At 52.8% G+C, this 15,957-nt stretch carries 16 protein-coding genes; 5 read left to right on the forward strand and 11 right to left on the reverse strand.

Annotation, left to right across the window (positions count from 1 at the left end):
- Positions 1-90: 90 nt before the first annotated feature.
- Positions 91-2,016: a murein transglycosylase gene (gene sltY, locus ACF8OF_RS03910; protein ID WP_392495776.1), complete on the reverse strand. Its 1,926-nt coding sequence runs from the start codon at positions 2,014-2,016 to the stop codon at positions 91-93.
- 577 nt (positions 2,017-2,593) lie between these two features.
- On the opposite strand from sltY, the gene ettA reads away from it, so the two are divergent.
- The 3 genes from ettA to ACF8OF_RS03925 all read left to right on the forward strand — a co-directional run bounded on the left by ettA (position 2,594) and on the right by ACF8OF_RS03925 (position 4,901).
- On the forward strand, positions 2,594-4,261 hold the full coding sequence (gene ettA / locus ACF8OF_RS03915; protein ID WP_262859018.1) for an energy-dependent translational throttle protein EttA: 1,668 nt from the start codon (positions 2,594-2,596) through the stop codon (positions 4,259-4,261).
- Between the two features lie 137 nt (positions 4,262-4,398).
- On the forward strand, positions 4,399-4,650 hold the full coding sequence (yefM, locus tag ACF8OF_RS03920) for a YoeB-YefM toxin-antitoxin system antitoxin YefM (protein ID WP_392495778.1): 252 nt from the start codon (positions 4,399-4,401) through the stop codon (positions 4,648-4,650).
- Positions 4,647-4,901 (forward strand): Txe/YoeB family addiction module toxin, encoded by a 255-nt coding sequence (locus tag ACF8OF_RS03925; protein WP_392495779.1) that lies wholly within the window; start codon positions 4,647-4,649, stop codon positions 4,899-4,901. The genes yefM and ACF8OF_RS03925 overlap by 4 nt, the downstream gene beginning before the upstream one ends.
- 332 nt (positions 4,902-5,233) lie before the next feature.
- Here ACF8OF_RS03925 and nadR read toward each other — a convergent pair whose 3' ends face one another.
- From nadR to serB, 3 genes are read right to left on the reverse strand one after another with little or no spacing between them, the layout of a single operon-like run.
- Positions 5,234-6,496 (reverse strand): multifunctional transcriptional regulator/nicotinamide-nucleotide adenylyltransferase/ribosylnicotinamide kinase NadR, encoded by a 1,263-nt coding sequence (gene nadR, locus ACF8OF_RS03930; protein ID WP_262859019.1) that lies wholly within the window; start codon positions 6,494-6,496, stop codon positions 5,234-5,236.
- 12 nt (positions 6,497-6,508) lie between these two features.
- Positions 6,509-7,897: a DNA repair protein RadA gene (radA, locus tag ACF8OF_RS03935; RefSeq protein WP_015422438.1), complete on the reverse strand. Its 1,389-nt coding sequence runs from the start codon at positions 7,895-7,897 to the stop codon at positions 6,509-6,511.
- A 25-nt stretch (positions 7,898-7,922) separates the two neighbouring features.
- Positions 7,923-8,900: a phosphoserine phosphatase gene (serB, locus tag ACF8OF_RS03940; protein WP_004242106.1), complete on the reverse strand. Its 978-nt coding sequence runs from the start codon at positions 8,898-8,900 to the stop codon at positions 7,923-7,925.
- A 101-nt stretch (positions 8,901-9,001) separates the two neighbouring features.
- Between serB and ACF8OF_RS03945 the strand changes: the two genes are divergently transcribed.
- Together ACF8OF_RS03945 and ACF8OF_RS03950 are read left to right on the forward strand one after the other, a co-directional pair.
- Positions 9,002-9,661, forward strand: coding sequence for a YtjB family periplasmic protein (locus ACF8OF_RS03945; RefSeq protein ID WP_262882638.1), 660 nt, complete (start codon positions 9,002-9,004; stop codon positions 9,659-9,661).
- A gap of 8 nt (positions 9,662-9,669) precedes the next feature.
- A complete protein-coding gene (locus tag ACF8OF_RS03950) occupies positions 9,670-9,813 on the forward strand; it encodes a hypothetical protein (protein WP_392495780.1) in 144 nt (47 codons plus the stop codon).
- A 41-nt stretch (positions 9,814-9,854) separates the two neighbouring features.
- Here ACF8OF_RS03950 and crcB read toward each other — a convergent pair whose 3' ends face one another.
- The 7 genes from crcB to ACF8OF_RS03985 all read right to left on the reverse strand — a co-directional run bounded on the left by crcB (position 9,855) and on the right by ACF8OF_RS03985 (position 15,956).
- Positions 9,855-10,238, reverse strand: coding sequence for a fluoride efflux transporter CrcB (gene crcB / locus ACF8OF_RS03955; protein ID WP_004237097.1), 384 nt, complete (start codon positions 10,236-10,238; stop codon positions 9,855-9,857).
- Positions 10,239-10,278: 40 nt separating this feature from the next.
- On the reverse strand, positions 10,279-11,361 hold the full coding sequence (locus ACF8OF_RS03960; protein WP_262859024.1) for an FUSC family protein: 1,083 nt from the start codon (positions 11,359-11,361) through the stop codon (positions 10,279-10,281).
- A 12-nt stretch (positions 11,362-11,373) separates the two neighbouring features.
- Positions 11,374-12,540, reverse strand: a complete 1,167-nt coding sequence (locus tag ACF8OF_RS03965) for an NAD-binding protein (protein WP_025153856.1) — start codon at positions 12,538-12,540, stop codon at positions 11,374-11,376.
- Positions 12,541-12,552: 12 nt separating this feature from the next.
- Entirely contained in the window at positions 12,553-13,545 is a 993-nt protein-coding gene (gene yut, locus ACF8OF_RS03970; protein WP_025153857.1) for an urea transporter, read from the reverse strand.
- 93 nt (positions 13,546-13,638) lie between these two features.
- A complete protein-coding gene (locus tag ACF8OF_RS03975) occupies positions 13,639-14,604 on the reverse strand; it encodes an urease accessory protein UreD (protein ID WP_025153858.1) in 966 nt (321 codons plus the stop codon).
- Positions 14,601-15,236, reverse strand: coding sequence for an urease accessory protein UreG (ureG, locus tag ACF8OF_RS03980; RefSeq protein WP_004237089.1), 636 nt, complete (start codon positions 15,234-15,236; stop codon positions 14,601-14,603). The genes ACF8OF_RS03975 and ureG overlap by 4 nt, the downstream gene beginning before the upstream one ends.
- 33 nt (positions 15,237-15,269) lie before the next feature.
- Positions 15,270-15,956, reverse strand: coding sequence for an urease accessory protein UreF (locus ACF8OF_RS03985; protein WP_004237086.1), 687 nt, complete (start codon positions 15,954-15,956; stop codon positions 15,270-15,272).
- Position 15,957 lies beyond the last annotated feature (1 nt).

Consider the following 15,957-nt stretch of genomic DNA (forward strand, 5'->3'; position numbering starts at 1 on the left):
GAGTACAAAAAGTACCCGTTAACTAGTACACCTAGGATAACACAAGCCCGGTGCAGCTGTCTTCTGCTGAACCGGGCCGGATGGGAAGGATCAGTAACGCATTGATTGTTCGGAAGGTGTCAGCACATCTGCCGGACGCTGCCCCTTCAGGAAGTTCTGATAAAAGACATCAAACGCCAGCACATTCTTCACATAACCCCGGGTTTCTGCAAACGGAATGGTTTCCACAAAGGCAACCGCATCCAGCCGCCCGCCACTGTTGCTCAGCCAGCGGGTTACCCGGTTCGGGCCAGCGTTATAAGCGGCACTCGCCAGGATACGGTTCTGACCAAACTGGTTATACACACCGTTGAGATACGCCGTGCCTATCTCAATATTTTTACGCGGATTAACCAGCTGCGCAGTATTGCTGTAATCCGTAATGCCGTTGTCGCGGACAGTCTGGCTTGCCGTTGCCGGCATCAGCTGCATCAGTCCGGTCGCGCCGACCGGTGAACGAGCCTGCGGGTTCCAGGCACTTTCCTGACGGGCTATCGCCATCGCATAGCTTTTGCTGATATTTTTATTTTGCGTGAACTCATCAAACTCATTCTGCCAGGCCAGCGGGAAGCGCTCTTCCAGATGATCCCACAACTTGCCGTTGATCGTCGCCTGCACACTCAGATCCGCCCAGCCCTGTTCCAGCGCATAACGCGCCAGCTGTGCTTTGCGTGCCGGTATCTGGCTGTCCACCAGATTCAGCCACTCGGTACGGGCCAGCCCTTCCATCTGCCAGTACAGCAGCTCACGGATACGCTGAATTTCCGGCAGATTGCTGATGCTGTTGTCCGGTTTGTCCGCCGCATTAATCATCATGACATACGGTTTACCCAGACGCTGTGCCGCCACCATCGGATAGAACCCGCGACCCTGAGTGATTTTTTCCAGAATGGCATCTGCTGCCGCTTTATTGCCGCCTTTTTCCAGCAATACCGCGCGCCAGTACTGCCATTCCTCTTTCTGCTGAGCGTCCGCCGGTAACCGGGTCAGCCAGCGATCCAGATCACGGTCATCCGCGTTACTCAGCGCCAGCCGCACACGGCGCTCGCGCAGAGTGACAGAATCGGTTTCCTGAATCACCTCATCACGCCAGGCCGCCTGCTCATCTGTCACGTCACTCCCCATATATTGCCACGCAACGGCGTCTTTCAGTTGCTGACGCTCGCTGTCATTCATTTTCTGGGCGCGTGCCACACTGTTCAGATCAGCCCGCGCCGCATCCGGTGATTTGCGGGCATAGGCGGAGAAAGCGGAAATCGTGGCCTGGCGGGTGAAATCCGTCGGGCTCAGCTGAGCAAATGTCACCACGGATGCCGGGTTTTTCTGTAAATTAATCAGACCATTACTGATGGTTTGATAAGAGGCGGGCAGGCGTTTTGCCAGATAACTGACCAGAGAGGAGTTGCCGTTTTTCAGCGCCAGACTGATGCGTTCAAGGACACGCTCCGGTGTCAGTCCGCCGGACTGATCCCAGACATCAAATAACTTATCGCAGGAGGACGGCAGAGAATTTCCCGCCAGCCAGACAGATTTCGCTCCGTCCAGTGCCACCTGACGGTTTCCGGTCTGCCAGTTGGCATAATAATAGTCACACTTCGCACTGACTGGTTTCGGCACAGTCGTGCTGTAGCTGACCAGCCCCTGCCAGTCATTACGTTTGGCCAGCTCACTGATAAATTTATTTTTCAGGCTTGCCGCTGACGGCAGGTTCGGATGGGTATCCGTAAAGTGTTTCACCTGACCGGCTGTCAGCAGGCTCATGTCCTGTGTCAGTTCACGGTATTCCAGATAAGGATAGAGCGGATAGTCCCGCAGTGACGGCATCAGGCGTTCCACTTCCGCCATATTATTGGCATCCCAAGCAGATTTGACATCCTGATAGCGCTGACGCTGCTCACTCAGTGAATCCGCTGACGCCAGTGCTGAAAACATCAGCATGCTGAGGGCTGCAACGCCCGGCCATATACATTTCCTCATGATCTGCTCCAGTCTCCTAAATTCCCGTTTATCTGCACAATACCTCAGACCCTGATGCACAGTGTAAGTGCCCTGTCATGCAGACACAAATCATACTGTGGTGCCGGATAACCCGATACCCAAAATCGGATTATTCAGAATATATATCTGATTATTCTTATTGTGTATTCCCTTTGCCGTAAATGATGGTTTATCCACTATTTCATAGTGATATCATCTGGCATTACTGACATTTTTACTATATAGTAAAATTTAATTCAAAATTAAAATGATAACAACTCAGGATCCCGGTTACCGCCGTAAACGGGATCCTGAACACTACCAATAACTCTATAAGTAGTGAATGTATTTCAGACGACTCCGGTCGTCTTTTTTTTTAAACCGGGTAAATACCCCCGGATAATACAACGACGATCGGGTGTCCGCTGCTTTTTCCGGACGGGAATATCTGCCGCCGGCGTATCCCGCAGCCGGAGTCACTTTAACTAAACGAAAAACTCAGTCATAATGCCACTCAGATGCCCCATAAACGAAAAGTTGTTAAATAATTTTCTTATTTTTCAAAAGGTATACTACATTGGCTCAATACGTTTATTCGATGCACCGTGTCGGCAAAATTGTGCCGCCGAAGCGTCATATACTGAAAAATATCTCTCTGAGTTTCTTCCCGGGCGCCAAAATCGGTGTTCTCGGCCTGAATGGTGCCGGTAAATCAACCCTGCTGCGCATCATGGCTGGTGTGGATACCGACATTGAGGGTGAAGCACGTCCGCAGCCCGGCCTGAACATCGGCTATCTGCCGCAGGAACCGAAACTGAATCCGGAACACACTGTCCGCGAAGCGGTTGAAGAAGCCGTTGCTGAAGTAAAACAAGCCCTGACCCGTCTGGATGAAGTGTACGCGCTGTACGCCGATCCGGATGCGGATTTTGACAAACTCGCCAAAGAGCAGGGTGAACTGGAAGCGATTATCCAGTCTCATGACGGTCATAACCTGGATAACCAGCTGGAACGTGCGGCAGATGCCCTGCGTTTACCGGCCTGGGATGCAAAAATCGGTAATCTGTCCGGGGGTGAGCGCCGCCGTGTGGCTATCTGCCGCCTGCTGCTGGAAAAACCGGACATGCTGCTGCTCGACGAACCGACCAACCACCTGGATGCGGAATCGGTCGCCTGGCTGGAACGCTTCCTGCACGACTACGAGGGCACCGTTGTGGCGATCACCCATGACCGTTACTTCCTTGATAACGTCGCCGGCTGGATCCTCGAACTTGACCGCGGTGAAGGTATTCCGTGGGAAGGGAACTACTCCAGCTGGCTGGAGCAGAAAGATGCCCGTCTGGCACAGGAAGCCTCTTCTGAAGCGGCCCGCCGCAAGTCTATCGAGAAAGAGCTGGAGTGGATCCGTCAGAATCCGAAAGGCCGTCAGTCCAAAGGCAAAGCCCGTCTGGCCCGCTTTGAGGAACTGAACAGCGTCGAGTACCAGAAACGTAACGAGACCAACGAACTCTTTATTCCGCCTGGTCCGCGTCTGGGTGACAAAGTACTGGAAGTGGAAAACCTGACCAAATCCTACGATGGCCGCACCCTGATCGATAACCTGAGTTTCTCCCTGCCGAAAGGGGCGATTGTCGGGATTATCGGGCCGAACGGTGCGGGTAAATCCACCCTGTTCCGCATGATCAGCGGCAAAGAACAGCCGGATTCCGGTACTATCACTCTCGGTGATACCGTGACTATCGCGTCTGTTGATCAGTTTCGTGATGCCATGGATGATAAGAAAACCGTCTGGGAAGAAGTGTCCGGCGGGCAGGATATCATGCGTATCGGCACCACTGAGATCCCGAGCCGTGCTTATGTCGGACGCTTTAACTTCAAAGGCGTTGACCAGGGCAAACGTGTCGGTGAGTTATCCGGTGGTGAGCGCGGTCGTCTGCATCTGGCGAAACTGCTGCAGGTCGGCGGCAACATGCTGCTGCTCGATGAACCGACCAACGACCTGGATATCGAAACCCTGCGCGCACTGGAAAACGCCCTGCTGGAATTCCCGGGCTGCGCCATGGTCATTTCCCATGACCGCTGGTTCCTTGACCGTATCGCCACCCATATCATCGACTATCAGGATGAGGGCAAAGTGGAGTTCTTCGAAGGTAACTTCAGTGAATATGAAGATTACAAGAAACGGACTCTCGGCGAGGCCGCACTGGAGCCACACCGCATCAAGTACAAACGTATGACCAAATAGGTCATATAACGGAAAATGCCGCGTAATGAAAATGACGCGGCTTTTTTGTATCCCCGCACACATTGTACAATAACTTATACCTGAAAGACCGGTAAGCTATACTCTCACTGTACAGAATTCGTACATGAGAAATCAATATGAAAACATTAACATACAGTGAAGTACGCCAAAATCTCACCGCTGCGATGAATGAAACAGTGGATGACCGTATCCCTATTTTAATCACACGGCAGAAAGGTACTGCATGCGTATTATTATCACTTGATGAATACCAGTCTCTGAAAGAGACCGCCTATCTGATGCGTTCGCCGAATAACGCACGGCGTTTAATGGATTCCATTGATGAATTAAATGCCGGAAAGGGGCTCAAAAAGGAAATCAATGAATGACATTGACGTTTTCGTCTCAGGCATGGGAAGACTATCCGTACTGGCAAAAAACAGATAAAAAAACGCTCAGACGTATCAATGAACTAATTAAAACCGCACAGAGAACACCTTTCACAGGCATCGGAAAACCGGAACCACTGAAAAATAACCTTTCCGGCTGGTGGTCACGGCGGATAACGGAAGAACACCGGCTGGTTTACCGTGTTACTAACCAGGGAGTTGAAGTAGCTGCCTGCCGGTACCATTATTGAAAATGCCGCGTAGTGAGGAACCACGCGGCATTTTTTGGTTGGATGGATAAAAGAGTGTCTTTTGTTATGGGTATTGCATTGAACCTGGTACTTAAGGTACAACCGAAGCTGACTGACTACTTCCTGTTTACCGCTTTCATAACACTTAAAACTGACAAACTATCAATCAGTTAACACCATCAGTAAAGGGATCCTTTACTCTTCATCGTTCCTCCCTTTGTTGCCCTGAATTCTGCCGGACGCTGTGTGTTGTCCTTGTTCTTTCAGTATAGAAGAGAAAAATAATTTCTCACGGAAACTACCCGATTATTTTCCGATTCTCACAACATTCTTTATTTTTGCTGATCCCCGTCACGAATTTCAGGGGCATCCAGCATCAGCAGACGCTGAACCAGCCCGACGCACTCAAGAAAACGGGTGTCGTAATCTGCCGATGTCACATGGACAAACTTAATGCCGTTTTCCCGCAGCATATCGATCAGCAGATCCTGAAACGCTTTGCGGTCATTGTCACTGCCGAGGCTGCGCAGTCCGTCTGCCACCCACGGTGTATTATTTTCCAGCAGGATCACCAGGTCAAAGCGGTATTCCGCAATCAGCGCCTGCACAAACGGATGCTCTTTACCCTCATACCGTTTGCAGAAAGCCTGGGTCGTGACAAAATCGGTATCCACAAAGGCAACTTTATTGGCATATTTCACTGCAAAATCAATATACTGAGCATGCCCCAGTGCGATTTTGTCGTAGTCGGAATATTGCAGTGCCATTTCATCACCGCCCAGGTGGGAAAACACATAATCGCGTCCGTATTCCCATGCACTGGTGGTATTGAACATATTCGCCAGTTTATTGACGAGGGTGGATTTGCCGCTGGACTCCCCGCCGAGCACCGCCACCGTCCGCACAAAGAAGGGTTTGACCTCTGTCGGAATATAGTCCCAGTAGCGGAACGGTGCCTGACGGATCTGCCGTCCACTGATATTCATAAAGGTACGCTCCGGGTCGATAAGCACCGTTTCAATGCCGAACGATTCACGGTAGCGCGGCACATCCGCTTTTTCGCCTGAATAGATAAAATCCGGTGAGATCCCTTTTTCCCGCATAAACTGACACACGCCCTGACTCCAGTGCTCCCAGCCGTGCGGATACGGATCATAAGCGTGTTCATCAAATGAGTGAATGCGGATATTTTTCTGATACTTAAAGGTTTGCAGAAGCCAGCGCAGGCGATCACTGACGGTCGGCTGCTGTGACATCGAACTGTTGATAAACAGCGCCTTATCACGCGGTTCATCGTGACAGAGGATCACATGCAGCTCATCCACCTGACTGCACGCCCGCTGGATCAGGTAAATATGCCCGGTATGCAGCGGATAAAACTTTCCGAACACCACTCCGACGCTCTTTTTCTTCAGCGGATAATCCAGACCCAGCGCACTGTGCAGACTGGCCAGTTTCTGACCGCCGGGGCTTTTGATTTTGTTGTTGATCAGCTGGCTGAGATACCCTTTGGTCACCCCGCACTGATCCGCCAGTTGCTGGAGTGTGACACCTGCCTGCTTAATGGCTTGTTTCAGATAGGAAAAATCGGTCATTCTCTGCCTCACTTATTCCAGTTCATCCAGTACAGACAGGGCATCTGACAGTTTTTTCACCCCGAACACCTGCATACCCGGCGGCGGATTTTTCGGGCGGTTGGCATTCGGCACAATCGCCCGCTTAAAGCCGTGTTTGGCTGCTTCCGAGATCCGCTCCTGACCGCTCGGCACCGGACGGATCTCCCCCGCCAGCCCGACTTCGCCGAAGATCACCACATCACGCGGGATCGGCCGGTCACGGAAACTGGACACCAGCGAGAGCAGCAATGCCAGATCCGCACTGGTTTCGGTCACTTTCACCCCGCCGACCACGTTGACGAACACATCCTGATCCGACATCTGCAATCCGCCGTGACGATGCAGTACCGCCAGCAGGATCGCCAGCCGGTTTTGCTCCAGCCCGACCGCCACACGGCGCGGGTTCGACATCATCGAATGATCCACCAGCGCCTGGATTTCCACCAGCAGCGGACGTGTGCCTTCCCAGACCACCATCACCGAACTGCCGGACGTGATTTCATCCCCGCGGCTCAGGAAAATGGCTGACGGGTTGCTCACCTCGCGCAGCCCCTGCTCCGTCATGGCAAACACGCCCAGCTCATTCACCGCACCAAAGCGGTTTTTATGGCTGCGCAGTGTGCGGAAACGGGAATCGGCCTCGCCGTCGAGCATGACCGAGCAGTCAATACAGTGTTCGAGTACTTTCGGCCCTGCCAGAGAGCCGTCTTTGGTGACGTGGCCGACCATAATGATCGCCACACCCCGGGTTTTGGCAAAGCGGGTCAGATAGGCGGCGGTTTCGCGCACCTGCGCCACACTGCCCGGCGAAGACTGAATATCCGCCATGTGCATCACCTGGATGGAGTCAATCACCATCAGCTTCGGCTGTTCCTGCTCTGCGATCAGGCAAATCTGCTCAATCGCCGTTTCCGACAGCATATTGAGGTTATCCATCGGCAACCCGAGGCGGTGGGCCCGCATCGCTACCTGCTGCAAGGATTCCTCCCCCGTGACATACAGGGTTTTCATCTGTGCGGCAAGCTGGCACATGGTCTGTAACAGCAGGGTACTTTTCCCGGCGCCCGGGTTACCGCCGATCAGAATGGCGCTGCCCGGTACCACACCGCCGCCCAGCACACGGTCAAATTCTTTGAAACCGGTGGAGAAACGCGGCAGTTCCTCAAGACTGATTTCCGACAGCTTCTGCACTTTACTGACGCCGCTCTGCCCTGCATAACCGCTGAGGCGATCATTGCGTGCCGCAGAGGATGAGACTGAAGCCAGCCGGACTTCCGTGATGGTATTCCACGCCTGACACGCGGTACACTGCCCCTGCCAGCGGGGATAATCCGCCCCGCACTCGTTACAGACAAAGGCGCGTTTTGCTGGTTTTGCCACTCGTGACCCCGTAATAACTGATAAATTAACGTTCTTCGTGTTTCAGACCACCGCTGAGGGTACACATCACCCCCATCAGATCGGCGTGGCGGATGGCCACTTTCGCCCGTGCATACACTTTCGGTTTGGCATGGAAGGCAATGCCGAGACCGGCTTTTTTCAGCATTTTCAGGTCATTAGCACCATCACCGATCGCCACGGTCTGCTCTAAAGGAATATTGAGAAATTCCGCCAGTTTCACCAGCGCCTGTGCTTTGTATTTGGCATCCACCACCGGACCTTTGACTTTGCCGGTCAGTTTGCCGTCTTTAATTTCCAGCTGATTGGCATAGACGGCGATCAGACGCAGAGAATCTTTTAAATGATTGGCGTAGAAAGTAAATCCGCCGGAGGCAATCGCGACATGCCAGTCCATCGCCTGGAGTTTGCGCACCAGGCTGGTCAGCCCCGGCATCAGCGGCAGCGTATCCAGCACCTGCTGTAAAATGGCGGCATCCGCCCCGGCCAGCAGGCCGACACGCGCTTTCAGGCTTTCGCTGAAATCCAGCTCGCCCTGCATCGCTCTTTCTGTCACTTCCGCAACTTCATCACCGACACCCGCCAGCCGGGCAATTTCATCGATACATTCGATTTGGATTGCGGTGGAATCCATATCCATCATCAATAATCCGGGAGAGCGCAATTTCGGAATGTTCCCCAGCGGCACCACATCCATCTGAAACTCATCCGCCACCCGTTTGATGCGACCGGTCAGGCTGCCTGCGATCCGCACCACCTGATAGTCATCGATCCGCCATGACGAAACCACCACAATAGCCGCACCCAGCCGGTGCTGGAAATCGCTGATCCGCGCCTTATCCAGTCCGCGCCCGTACAGCAGCCAGCCGCTGTCACCCGCCCGGTAGTCCAGCGGCATCACTTCATCACCACTCAGGGAAAGAGGAAGGCCCGGCCACTTATGGATTTCATTCGGCAAATAACAGTAGGTCAGACTCGTTGACATCAACAGATACTCCTATAATCCCTGATAATATTCATGATGGTAGCAGATAAAAATTTCCGCTTCTGGCAATATGGTGGCGACAACGGAAAAACGGATAAACAATGGCCAAAACGAAGTTAACATTCCGGCTGCATAAAACAGCCATTATTCTGATTTGTCTCGCCCTGATGGTGTGTCTGTTACAGGGTGTGTCTTATTTCAGCCGCGTCCACCAGCAGTCGTCAATGGATCAGTTTAATGAACTGGCCTATTCGCTGGCACAACAGGTGGCGTTTAACCTTTCCGATGCTATAGACGATAACGGGAAAGTGCTCAATAAGAAACAAATTACGGCAAATTTAGCGCAGCTGACCACCAACAGCCGCATTCTCGATGCCACAGTATATCAGGATGACGGGGTGCAGATAGCCGGTAACGGTGAGAGTATTACGGTTCGCGACCGGCTGGCGCTGGACGGGCAAAAAGCCGGCAGTTATTTTAATCATCAGATTGTCGCCGCCATTCCCGGGAAAAAAGGCCCGAAAGGCTTTCTGCGCCTGACCATCGATACTCACCGGCTGGCCACGGAATCCACTCAGGTGGATAACACCACCAATCTGCTGCGGGTGATGTTACTTCTCGCTCTCGGCATCGGTTTTGTACTGGCTAATAATCTGCTGCAGCTGACCCCGAGCCGCTGGCAGCAATCCCTGTATCTGCTGACCGCTAATCTGAAAAATGAAGATGAGAAGCCGGGGAAGAAAGATAAAAAGGATGAGTGAAATAAAGTATGGATAAAACACTTTTTGAAAATCTGGTCAGCAGCATGGAAAAGATGGTAGCAATTGAAAAAGGACACGTTGTTCCGGCACCGGAAAATAAACACGAACTCCCGGTTCCGGTATTAAAACAATCTGCAAACATGCCGGATTAAAACAGGCAGAATTTGCAGATTCTGTTTTTATATTCAGCAAATTACCGGTGCTGCAACACCTGCCAGGTCAGCAGGCCGAGCCAGGTCATCAGCAGGGAGCTGAGTACATGCAGGGCGATCTCTGCCATACCGTGGTGAATGCGTCCGGCCTGGAAAGCCTGCACAATCTCAAGTGAAAAGGTCGAGAATGTCGATAACGCGCCGCAGAACCCGGTGACAATAAACAGCCGCCATTCTGCCGGGAGTGTCGGGTGAGAAGAGAAAAACGCCACTGCCAGCCCGATAATATAACCGGCAATAATATTAGCGAGATACGTCCCCAGCGGCATCATTGCCAGCACCGGGTTGAATTTATTACTCAACACCCAGCGGCCGAGGCCGCCGAGTACTGATCCTGCGGAAATGCTGAGGATCACATTTAACATAGAAAAACCTTACGTCATGTTTGTTTCAATGTTTCTGTGTTTATGCGCATTTCTTTAAAATGTCAATCTGAACCAGTCCGCACACTTCATCCAGCAGTTTGATAACCTCCACACTCATTCCGACCATCATGGCATCCGCCGAATTACTTTCCGGCTGTGCATTGATCTTCTGATGCAGCTCATGTGTGCTGGCACGCAGTGCCTGAAGCTTATCCATGGTGTCATCGTCTTTCCCCTGCACAAAGATGTCAGAGAGCAGTTTCATGATCTCACTGTTACTTTTCTGCAGTTGCACAATGTAGGGATTTTCGGTGTTCAGCGCGTGAGCGAAGTAGTTTTTACTGAAGGTATCGGTCAGCAGTTCCAGAATCGCCACCAGCCGCCGGATGCGCCCGTGAATGGCTGTAAAAGTAGCCGCCGGCACATGGGTTTCTTTGACAGCCGGTGCAATATAAGTATTGCAGGTCAGCAATGTGGATAACGTGTCTTTCAGCTGATTATCCCACCGCTCCGGGTCGGTACTGCTCAGTTTCATGATGTGCTCATCATATAATCTGGCAATATCACGCAGAATGGTGCTGATATTCATCCGCCAGAACACAAACCCTTTCAGCGGCAGGATCGCCGAGAACACCAGTGCCAGAATCGAGCCGCCCACGGTCTGCGCCGAACGAATAAGCGCGGAGTCCATATCCCCGACCGGTGCGGTGGCAACGATACTGATGGTCATCCCGATCAGCATCCCGACATACATGTTTTTACCCAGCGCGATCAGACCGCAGACAAACATCGCAATCGTCGCCAGCGCCAGCATCAGCGGAAAGGAGTGAGTTTCCGTGTACAACAGCAGCATCCCTATCAGCGAGCCGATAACGGTGCCGAGGGTGCGCTGCATCGAGCGGATCAGCACATTTCCCCAGTACGGCATCGGCATCAGGATAGAGATAAGTGTCATGATGATATAATCGAGCTTATCACTGTGTAATTCCCGGAACACCAGAAACGTCAGTGTAAATGCCAGCGCAATGCGGATGCCGTGCAGCTGTTTAAACCGGGAATAAAAGAATGACTGAGCCCGGGTGATCCCGTGGCTCAGATTTATTTTTTTTTCTTTATGCTTCACAACCGGCCCTGCTTATGGCGCTTTGGCTAATAAGATGTCAGCCATGACGCTATTATTGATGTTCTCGCCGCACAGCATTTTCATCAGCACTTCACTGCCGAGCTGTGACAGGGAAAAGGTCATATCCGCATGCAGCAGGCGCATTTTGTCGCGGTTCTCTTCCTGATTCACCACGGTCACGGTTTTCACACCTTCACCGGCCAGCTGTTTCACCGCCAGCAGTGCAAAGGTGTTATCCGCGTCATTATCACTGATAGCCATCACACAGCGGGCATCTTTCACATTGGCTTCATTCAGGGTTACGGCATCCGCACTGTCACCGGCAACGGTCACGGTGCCGTCAGGGAAGTGAGCTTTGTCCTCATCAGAACAGATCACCACCACCTGCAAACCGCGTTTTTTCAGTCCCTTATAAATACTGACCGCCAGCGGATTCGCGCCGATAACAACATAATGCTCTTTCATGTGTAACAACCTCTTTTTGACAATCTCGCGTGTGCCGCGCAGGACGACACCCACAATGTACACAATGGATGTGGTGAAAATCGTGATACCGAACACCACCACCGTCAGGGTAAACATCCGTGCTTCCACACTGATCGGAATGATGTCCCCGAAGCCGACGGTGGTCATACAGACCAGGGCAAAATAGAACGCCGCCGAGATATCGGTAACATGCGGCTGGAACTCATTACCGAGATACAGGGTGCCGAAGACGGAATACACCACCAGCAGGATAATACTGCTGACCGCCACCACCCCGGCACTGGTCAGGCTGTGATGCGGGAACTGCCGCCACAGACAGCCGGCCGCAATCAGCAGCGCCAGCGAGAACAGCCCCTGCAGCGAGTATTCCCGGGCCAGCCCCAGATCCATCAGCACCATTGTAAGCAGGATAAACAGGGAGAACAGCCAGGCGATACGTGCGCCGGTCAGCATCAGCAGCGCCAGCAGTGCCAGCAGTAACCCCAGCATAAAGCGGGGAATATCCAGCAGTTTGATAAACCCGAGCGACTGTAACCACGCAGTGAAACCGCCGTCCTGCCAGGCAATATCCCCGGTATAGGAAAACAGCACCGGCGACAGGATCATCACCCCGTCAATAAACAGCAGTACCGACAGGATCACCCGCAGACTCAGTAATTCATGTAACCCGGTTTTCAGCAGATTAGTCTGCATATTTCTCCCCTTTTACTGACGGTGTTCCGGCATGATGTCCTGATTCGGTACCAGGAACAGCCAGGAAGCCAGAACGAACGGCATGGTCAGTGTCGGAATGCCGAACGGCGAGACCACCACATCCAGCGCGCCCTGGACAAACACCGTGAAAATCACCCCCACAACGGTATACACCAGCACTTTGAAGCTCGGTTTGTTAAATGTGGAGCCCAGCGCGATCGCGGTTAACACGGCGCTGAAGGAATACAACCCGGTATGCACACTGCCGAAATCCGCTTTCAGGAAAGATGCCACCCCAAAAGCCAGCAGTGAGCCGAGCACCGCAAAGACCGCTGCCCACACCGAGCTGACCGCCAGGCCGATCACAAACAGAATGCCCACCGTGATACTGCTCAGCAGAAAGACCTCTGACACTCCACGGAAAATATCCGGGATCAGATCGGAATACGGGATCCCGGCGATCGGAGCCACATACTGATCCGGCAGTGCCGGTCCCGGCAGGCTGACGCCCTTGATACCGAAGAAACTGTAGCTGGCCAGCAGGATAGTCCAGGTCACCAGCACGAAAGGCGCGGTCAGCGCCGCCACTTTCCAGTTTTTCAGGAAATCGGTCAGTGAAATGGTGGCGATCACCGCCACGATACTGCCGAGCACAATGGCCGCCCACATAAACGGTGTGTTATTCAGAAAGGTCGGCAGCGCCACACCGACCAGACAGCCGTTATAACCGTACAGCCCGGCACGCAGTGAGGTGACATCCATTTTGCTGACATACGCGGTCAGCGTGGATACCACGGTACCGAGCAAACAGCCCCAGCCGACTGCCGGAATGCCTTCACTGTATGCACCAATAAAAATAGCGGCGAAAAAGAACAGCCCGGTCAGCGGGTTGTTCTGAAACATCACCTGTGCACAGCCGCGCAGTGTGATATCAATAAAGTGTATGACAGGATTGGATCCGGCCAGTTTATTCCAGCCGTTCTGACTGACTGTTGAAGTTGCCATCGTCTTTCCCCTGAAGGTAAACCGGATAAAGGGATTGATTATGCTGATAATAACCAGTCCCCTGAGTAACCACCGGTGTTATCCTGCAGCGCATCAGCGCCACAGGAACGGTTTTTGCAATGTGATGCCGAGGATCTCTTCCCGGGCGATTTGCCAGAAATAACGGACAGCTTCTTTGGTTTTCGGGCTGTCGATTCCCAGCACTTTGAAGACCAGACCACATTCGTTCGGCAACTGCGTTGCCCCGAATGCAACCTCTTCATCCGTGTCATAACGGGCTTCCAGGCGCTCGAGGATACGGGCATGATGCTCTTTCGGTGTCAGTAAAATCACATTACCGAAGACATCAAATCCCCCCATCACGCCGACCACATTCAGGGCTTCTTTTTTCGGTTCCAGAATGTATTTTTCAACAAATAATTCTTTCCCCTCATTATCTTCCGCCCTGATCTTTGATGAAAAAATATCAAAACCGAACTGTTCATCCGGATGGTGATATTTCCGTCCCGACATCAGGATCTCGGAATAGATCATCGTGGCCGTCGGATCAATCGTTATCTGTGTGTCCGTTAAAAAACGGGCATTACGGTGCGGGATAATCGGATCCGGCATAAACTCCAGATAACCGCCTGCTTCCACCACCACATTCTGGTACTGCGTGGCGTAGTTCGCCTCCATCATGTGAATTTTGGTGGCGGACTGTGTGGTTACATGGGCGCACGCCCCTTCTTCCACAATCAGATCCAGCGCCTGGCGGTCGCCCTGTAACAGGCAGCCGGAGGTGGAAATCATCGTGACACACGGCATTTGCGGCATCATTTCATCCCAGTACAGCGCGCGCTGCACCAGAGAGGGCACTCGGCGCTCCATTTCCACCATTTCACTGCGGTATTCCCGTTTGGCAAACCGCAGTTTCAGATAGCCGCTTTTCCCGATGGCACCACTTTGCATCTGTTTTGGCTCATCCTGGTAAGGCGCCATTTCCGGCGCCTTTTCCCCTAAGAGATGAGCCCGGAGACGTGTCGGCGTCCCCGCGATCTCAGCCCTCAGTTGTGTCATGCTTTTGCTCCCGCCTGGTGGGTGAACAGGAATTTATCCATGATCATATCCACCAGCTCCACCACGCCTTCGCCGGTTTTGCAGTTGGTCATGACATACGGACGGTTACCGCGCACCACTTTGGTGTCACTTTCCATAACTTCCAGGCTGGCACCGACATACGGGGCGAGGTCGATTTTGTTGATCACCAGGATATCCGCCTGCACCAGGCCCGGACCGTTTTTACGCGGAATTTTTTCCCCTTCCGCCACATCGATGACGTAGATGTAGAAGTCAGCAAGCGCCGGGCTGAAAGTCAGCGTCAGGTTATCGCCGCCGCTTTCGATCATGATGACATCACTGTCCGGGAAGCGTTCTTCCATATCTTCCACAGCAGCAATGTTCATGCTCGGGTCTTCGCGCACAGCAGTGTGCGGGCAGGCACCGGTTTCAACACCGAGGATTTTCTCTTCGTCGAGAATCCCTTTCAGGGTACGTTTGACCTGTTTTGCATCTTCGGTGGTCACGATGTCATTGGTGATGATTAACGGCTTGATCCCGCGCTCAATCAGGATCGGAGTGATCACTTCGATAATCGCCGTTTTGCCTGAGCCAACAGGGCCGCCGATGCCGATCCGTGTCATTTTTTTCATCAGTATACTCCCGGAAAATAAGTCAGCCGCCGGTCAGTTCATAAACAGGCGGACAAAAGATTTGGTATGAACTGCCGCAAGGACGTCGATCACCGGCACATAGGAAGACATCTGTTCAATGTCGCCGCAGGCTGCGATATCGCAGAAGGTTTCAATGTCGTTGTTCAGTTCAAATAAAATGTGCTGTGTTTCAAAGTGCGTAATCCGCATCAGGCGCATGGCGGCGCTGAGGATCGTCATTGCGATCCCGTACTGATGCATAACCACGACTTCACGCTCGCCGATACCCTGTACCGCCATCACAATAGCCTGAGTGACAGGCTGGGTGCCCGGGGTGTCCCCGCTTTTGATTTGTGCCAGCCACCAGGCCACGAGCGGATCGTCAAAAATATGAACGGAAATTTCCGCCAGTTTTTTCCCCATCCGTGTCGCCATCAGGCGGGCTTCTTCATTCAGTTTACGGTTATTCACCGCCCGGTCGACCCGCAGAATGGCATCATTGTCACCGGCAAGTACTGCGCGGTGTGCCGCGACAACGGCAATACCGTCACCGCTCGCCGCCTGCTTCAGTGCGGTGCGGACAAAGCCTTTCAGGGTTTCGGCATCATGTACCACGCCCGTCTGAATCGCCGATTCCACACCGTTTGAGAAAGTAAAGGCGCCGACGGGAAGTGCCGAATCACCAAACTGCATGATCCGGATAAGATCAGCCGCTTTCATC

It is taken from the genome of Morganella sp. TYF_1, assembly GCF_043105645.1.
Lineage (GTDB): Bacteria > Pseudomonadota > Gammaproteobacteria > Enterobacterales > Enterobacteriaceae > Morganella > Morganella morganii_B.

What these genes read in the sequence shown, in the direction of transcription:
- sltY (WP_392495776.1), bottom strand. Translation starts at nt 2,016, where the DNA reads ATGAGGAAATGTATATGGCCGGGCGTTGCAGCCCTCAGCATGCTGATG.
- yefM (WP_392495778.1), top strand. Translation starts at nt 4,399, where the DNA reads ATGAAAACATTAACATACAGTGAAGTACGCCAAAATCTCACCGCTGCG.
- ACF8OF_RS03925 (WP_392495779.1), top strand. Translation starts at nt 4,647, where the DNA reads ATGACATTGACGTTTTCGTCTCAGGCATGGGAAGACTATCCGTACTGG.
- nadR (WP_262859019.1), bottom strand. Translation starts at nt 6,496, where the DNA reads ATGACCGATTTTTCCTATCTGAAACAAGCCATTAAGCAGGCAGGTGTC.
- serB (WP_004242106.1), bottom strand. Translation starts at nt 8,900, where the DNA reads ATGTCAACGAGTCTGACCTACTGTTATTTGCCGAATGAAATCCATAAG.
- ACF8OF_RS03945 (WP_262882638.1), top strand. Translation starts at nt 9,002, where the DNA reads ATGGCCAAAACGAAGTTAACATTCCGGCTGCATAAAACAGCCATTATT.
- ACF8OF_RS03950 (WP_392495780.1), top strand. Translation starts at nt 9,670, where the DNA reads ATGGATAAAACACTTTTTGAAAATCTGGTCAGCAGCATGGAAAAGATG.
- crcB (WP_004237097.1), bottom strand. Translation starts at nt 10,238, where the DNA reads ATGTTAAATGTGATCCTCAGCATTTCCGCAGGATCAGTACTCGGCGGC.
- ACF8OF_RS03965 (WP_025153856.1), bottom strand. Translation starts at nt 12,540, where the DNA reads ATGCAGACTAATCTGCTGAAAACCGGGTTACATGAATTACTGAGTCTG.
- yut (WP_025153857.1), bottom strand. Translation starts at nt 13,545, where the DNA reads ATGGCAACTTCAACAGTCAGTCAGAACGGCTGGAATAAACTGGCCGGA.
- ACF8OF_RS03975 (WP_025153858.1), bottom strand. Translation starts at nt 14,604, where the DNA reads ATGACACAACTGAGGGCTGAGATCGCGGGGACGCCGACACGTCTCCGG.
- ureG (WP_004237089.1), bottom strand. Translation starts at nt 15,236, where the DNA reads ATGAAAAAAATGACACGGATCGGCATCGGCGGCCCTGTTGGCTCAGGC.
- ACF8OF_RS03985 (WP_004237086.1), bottom strand. Translation starts at nt 15,956, where the DNA reads ATGAAAGCGGCTGATCTTATCCGGATCATGCAGTTTGGTGATTCGGCA.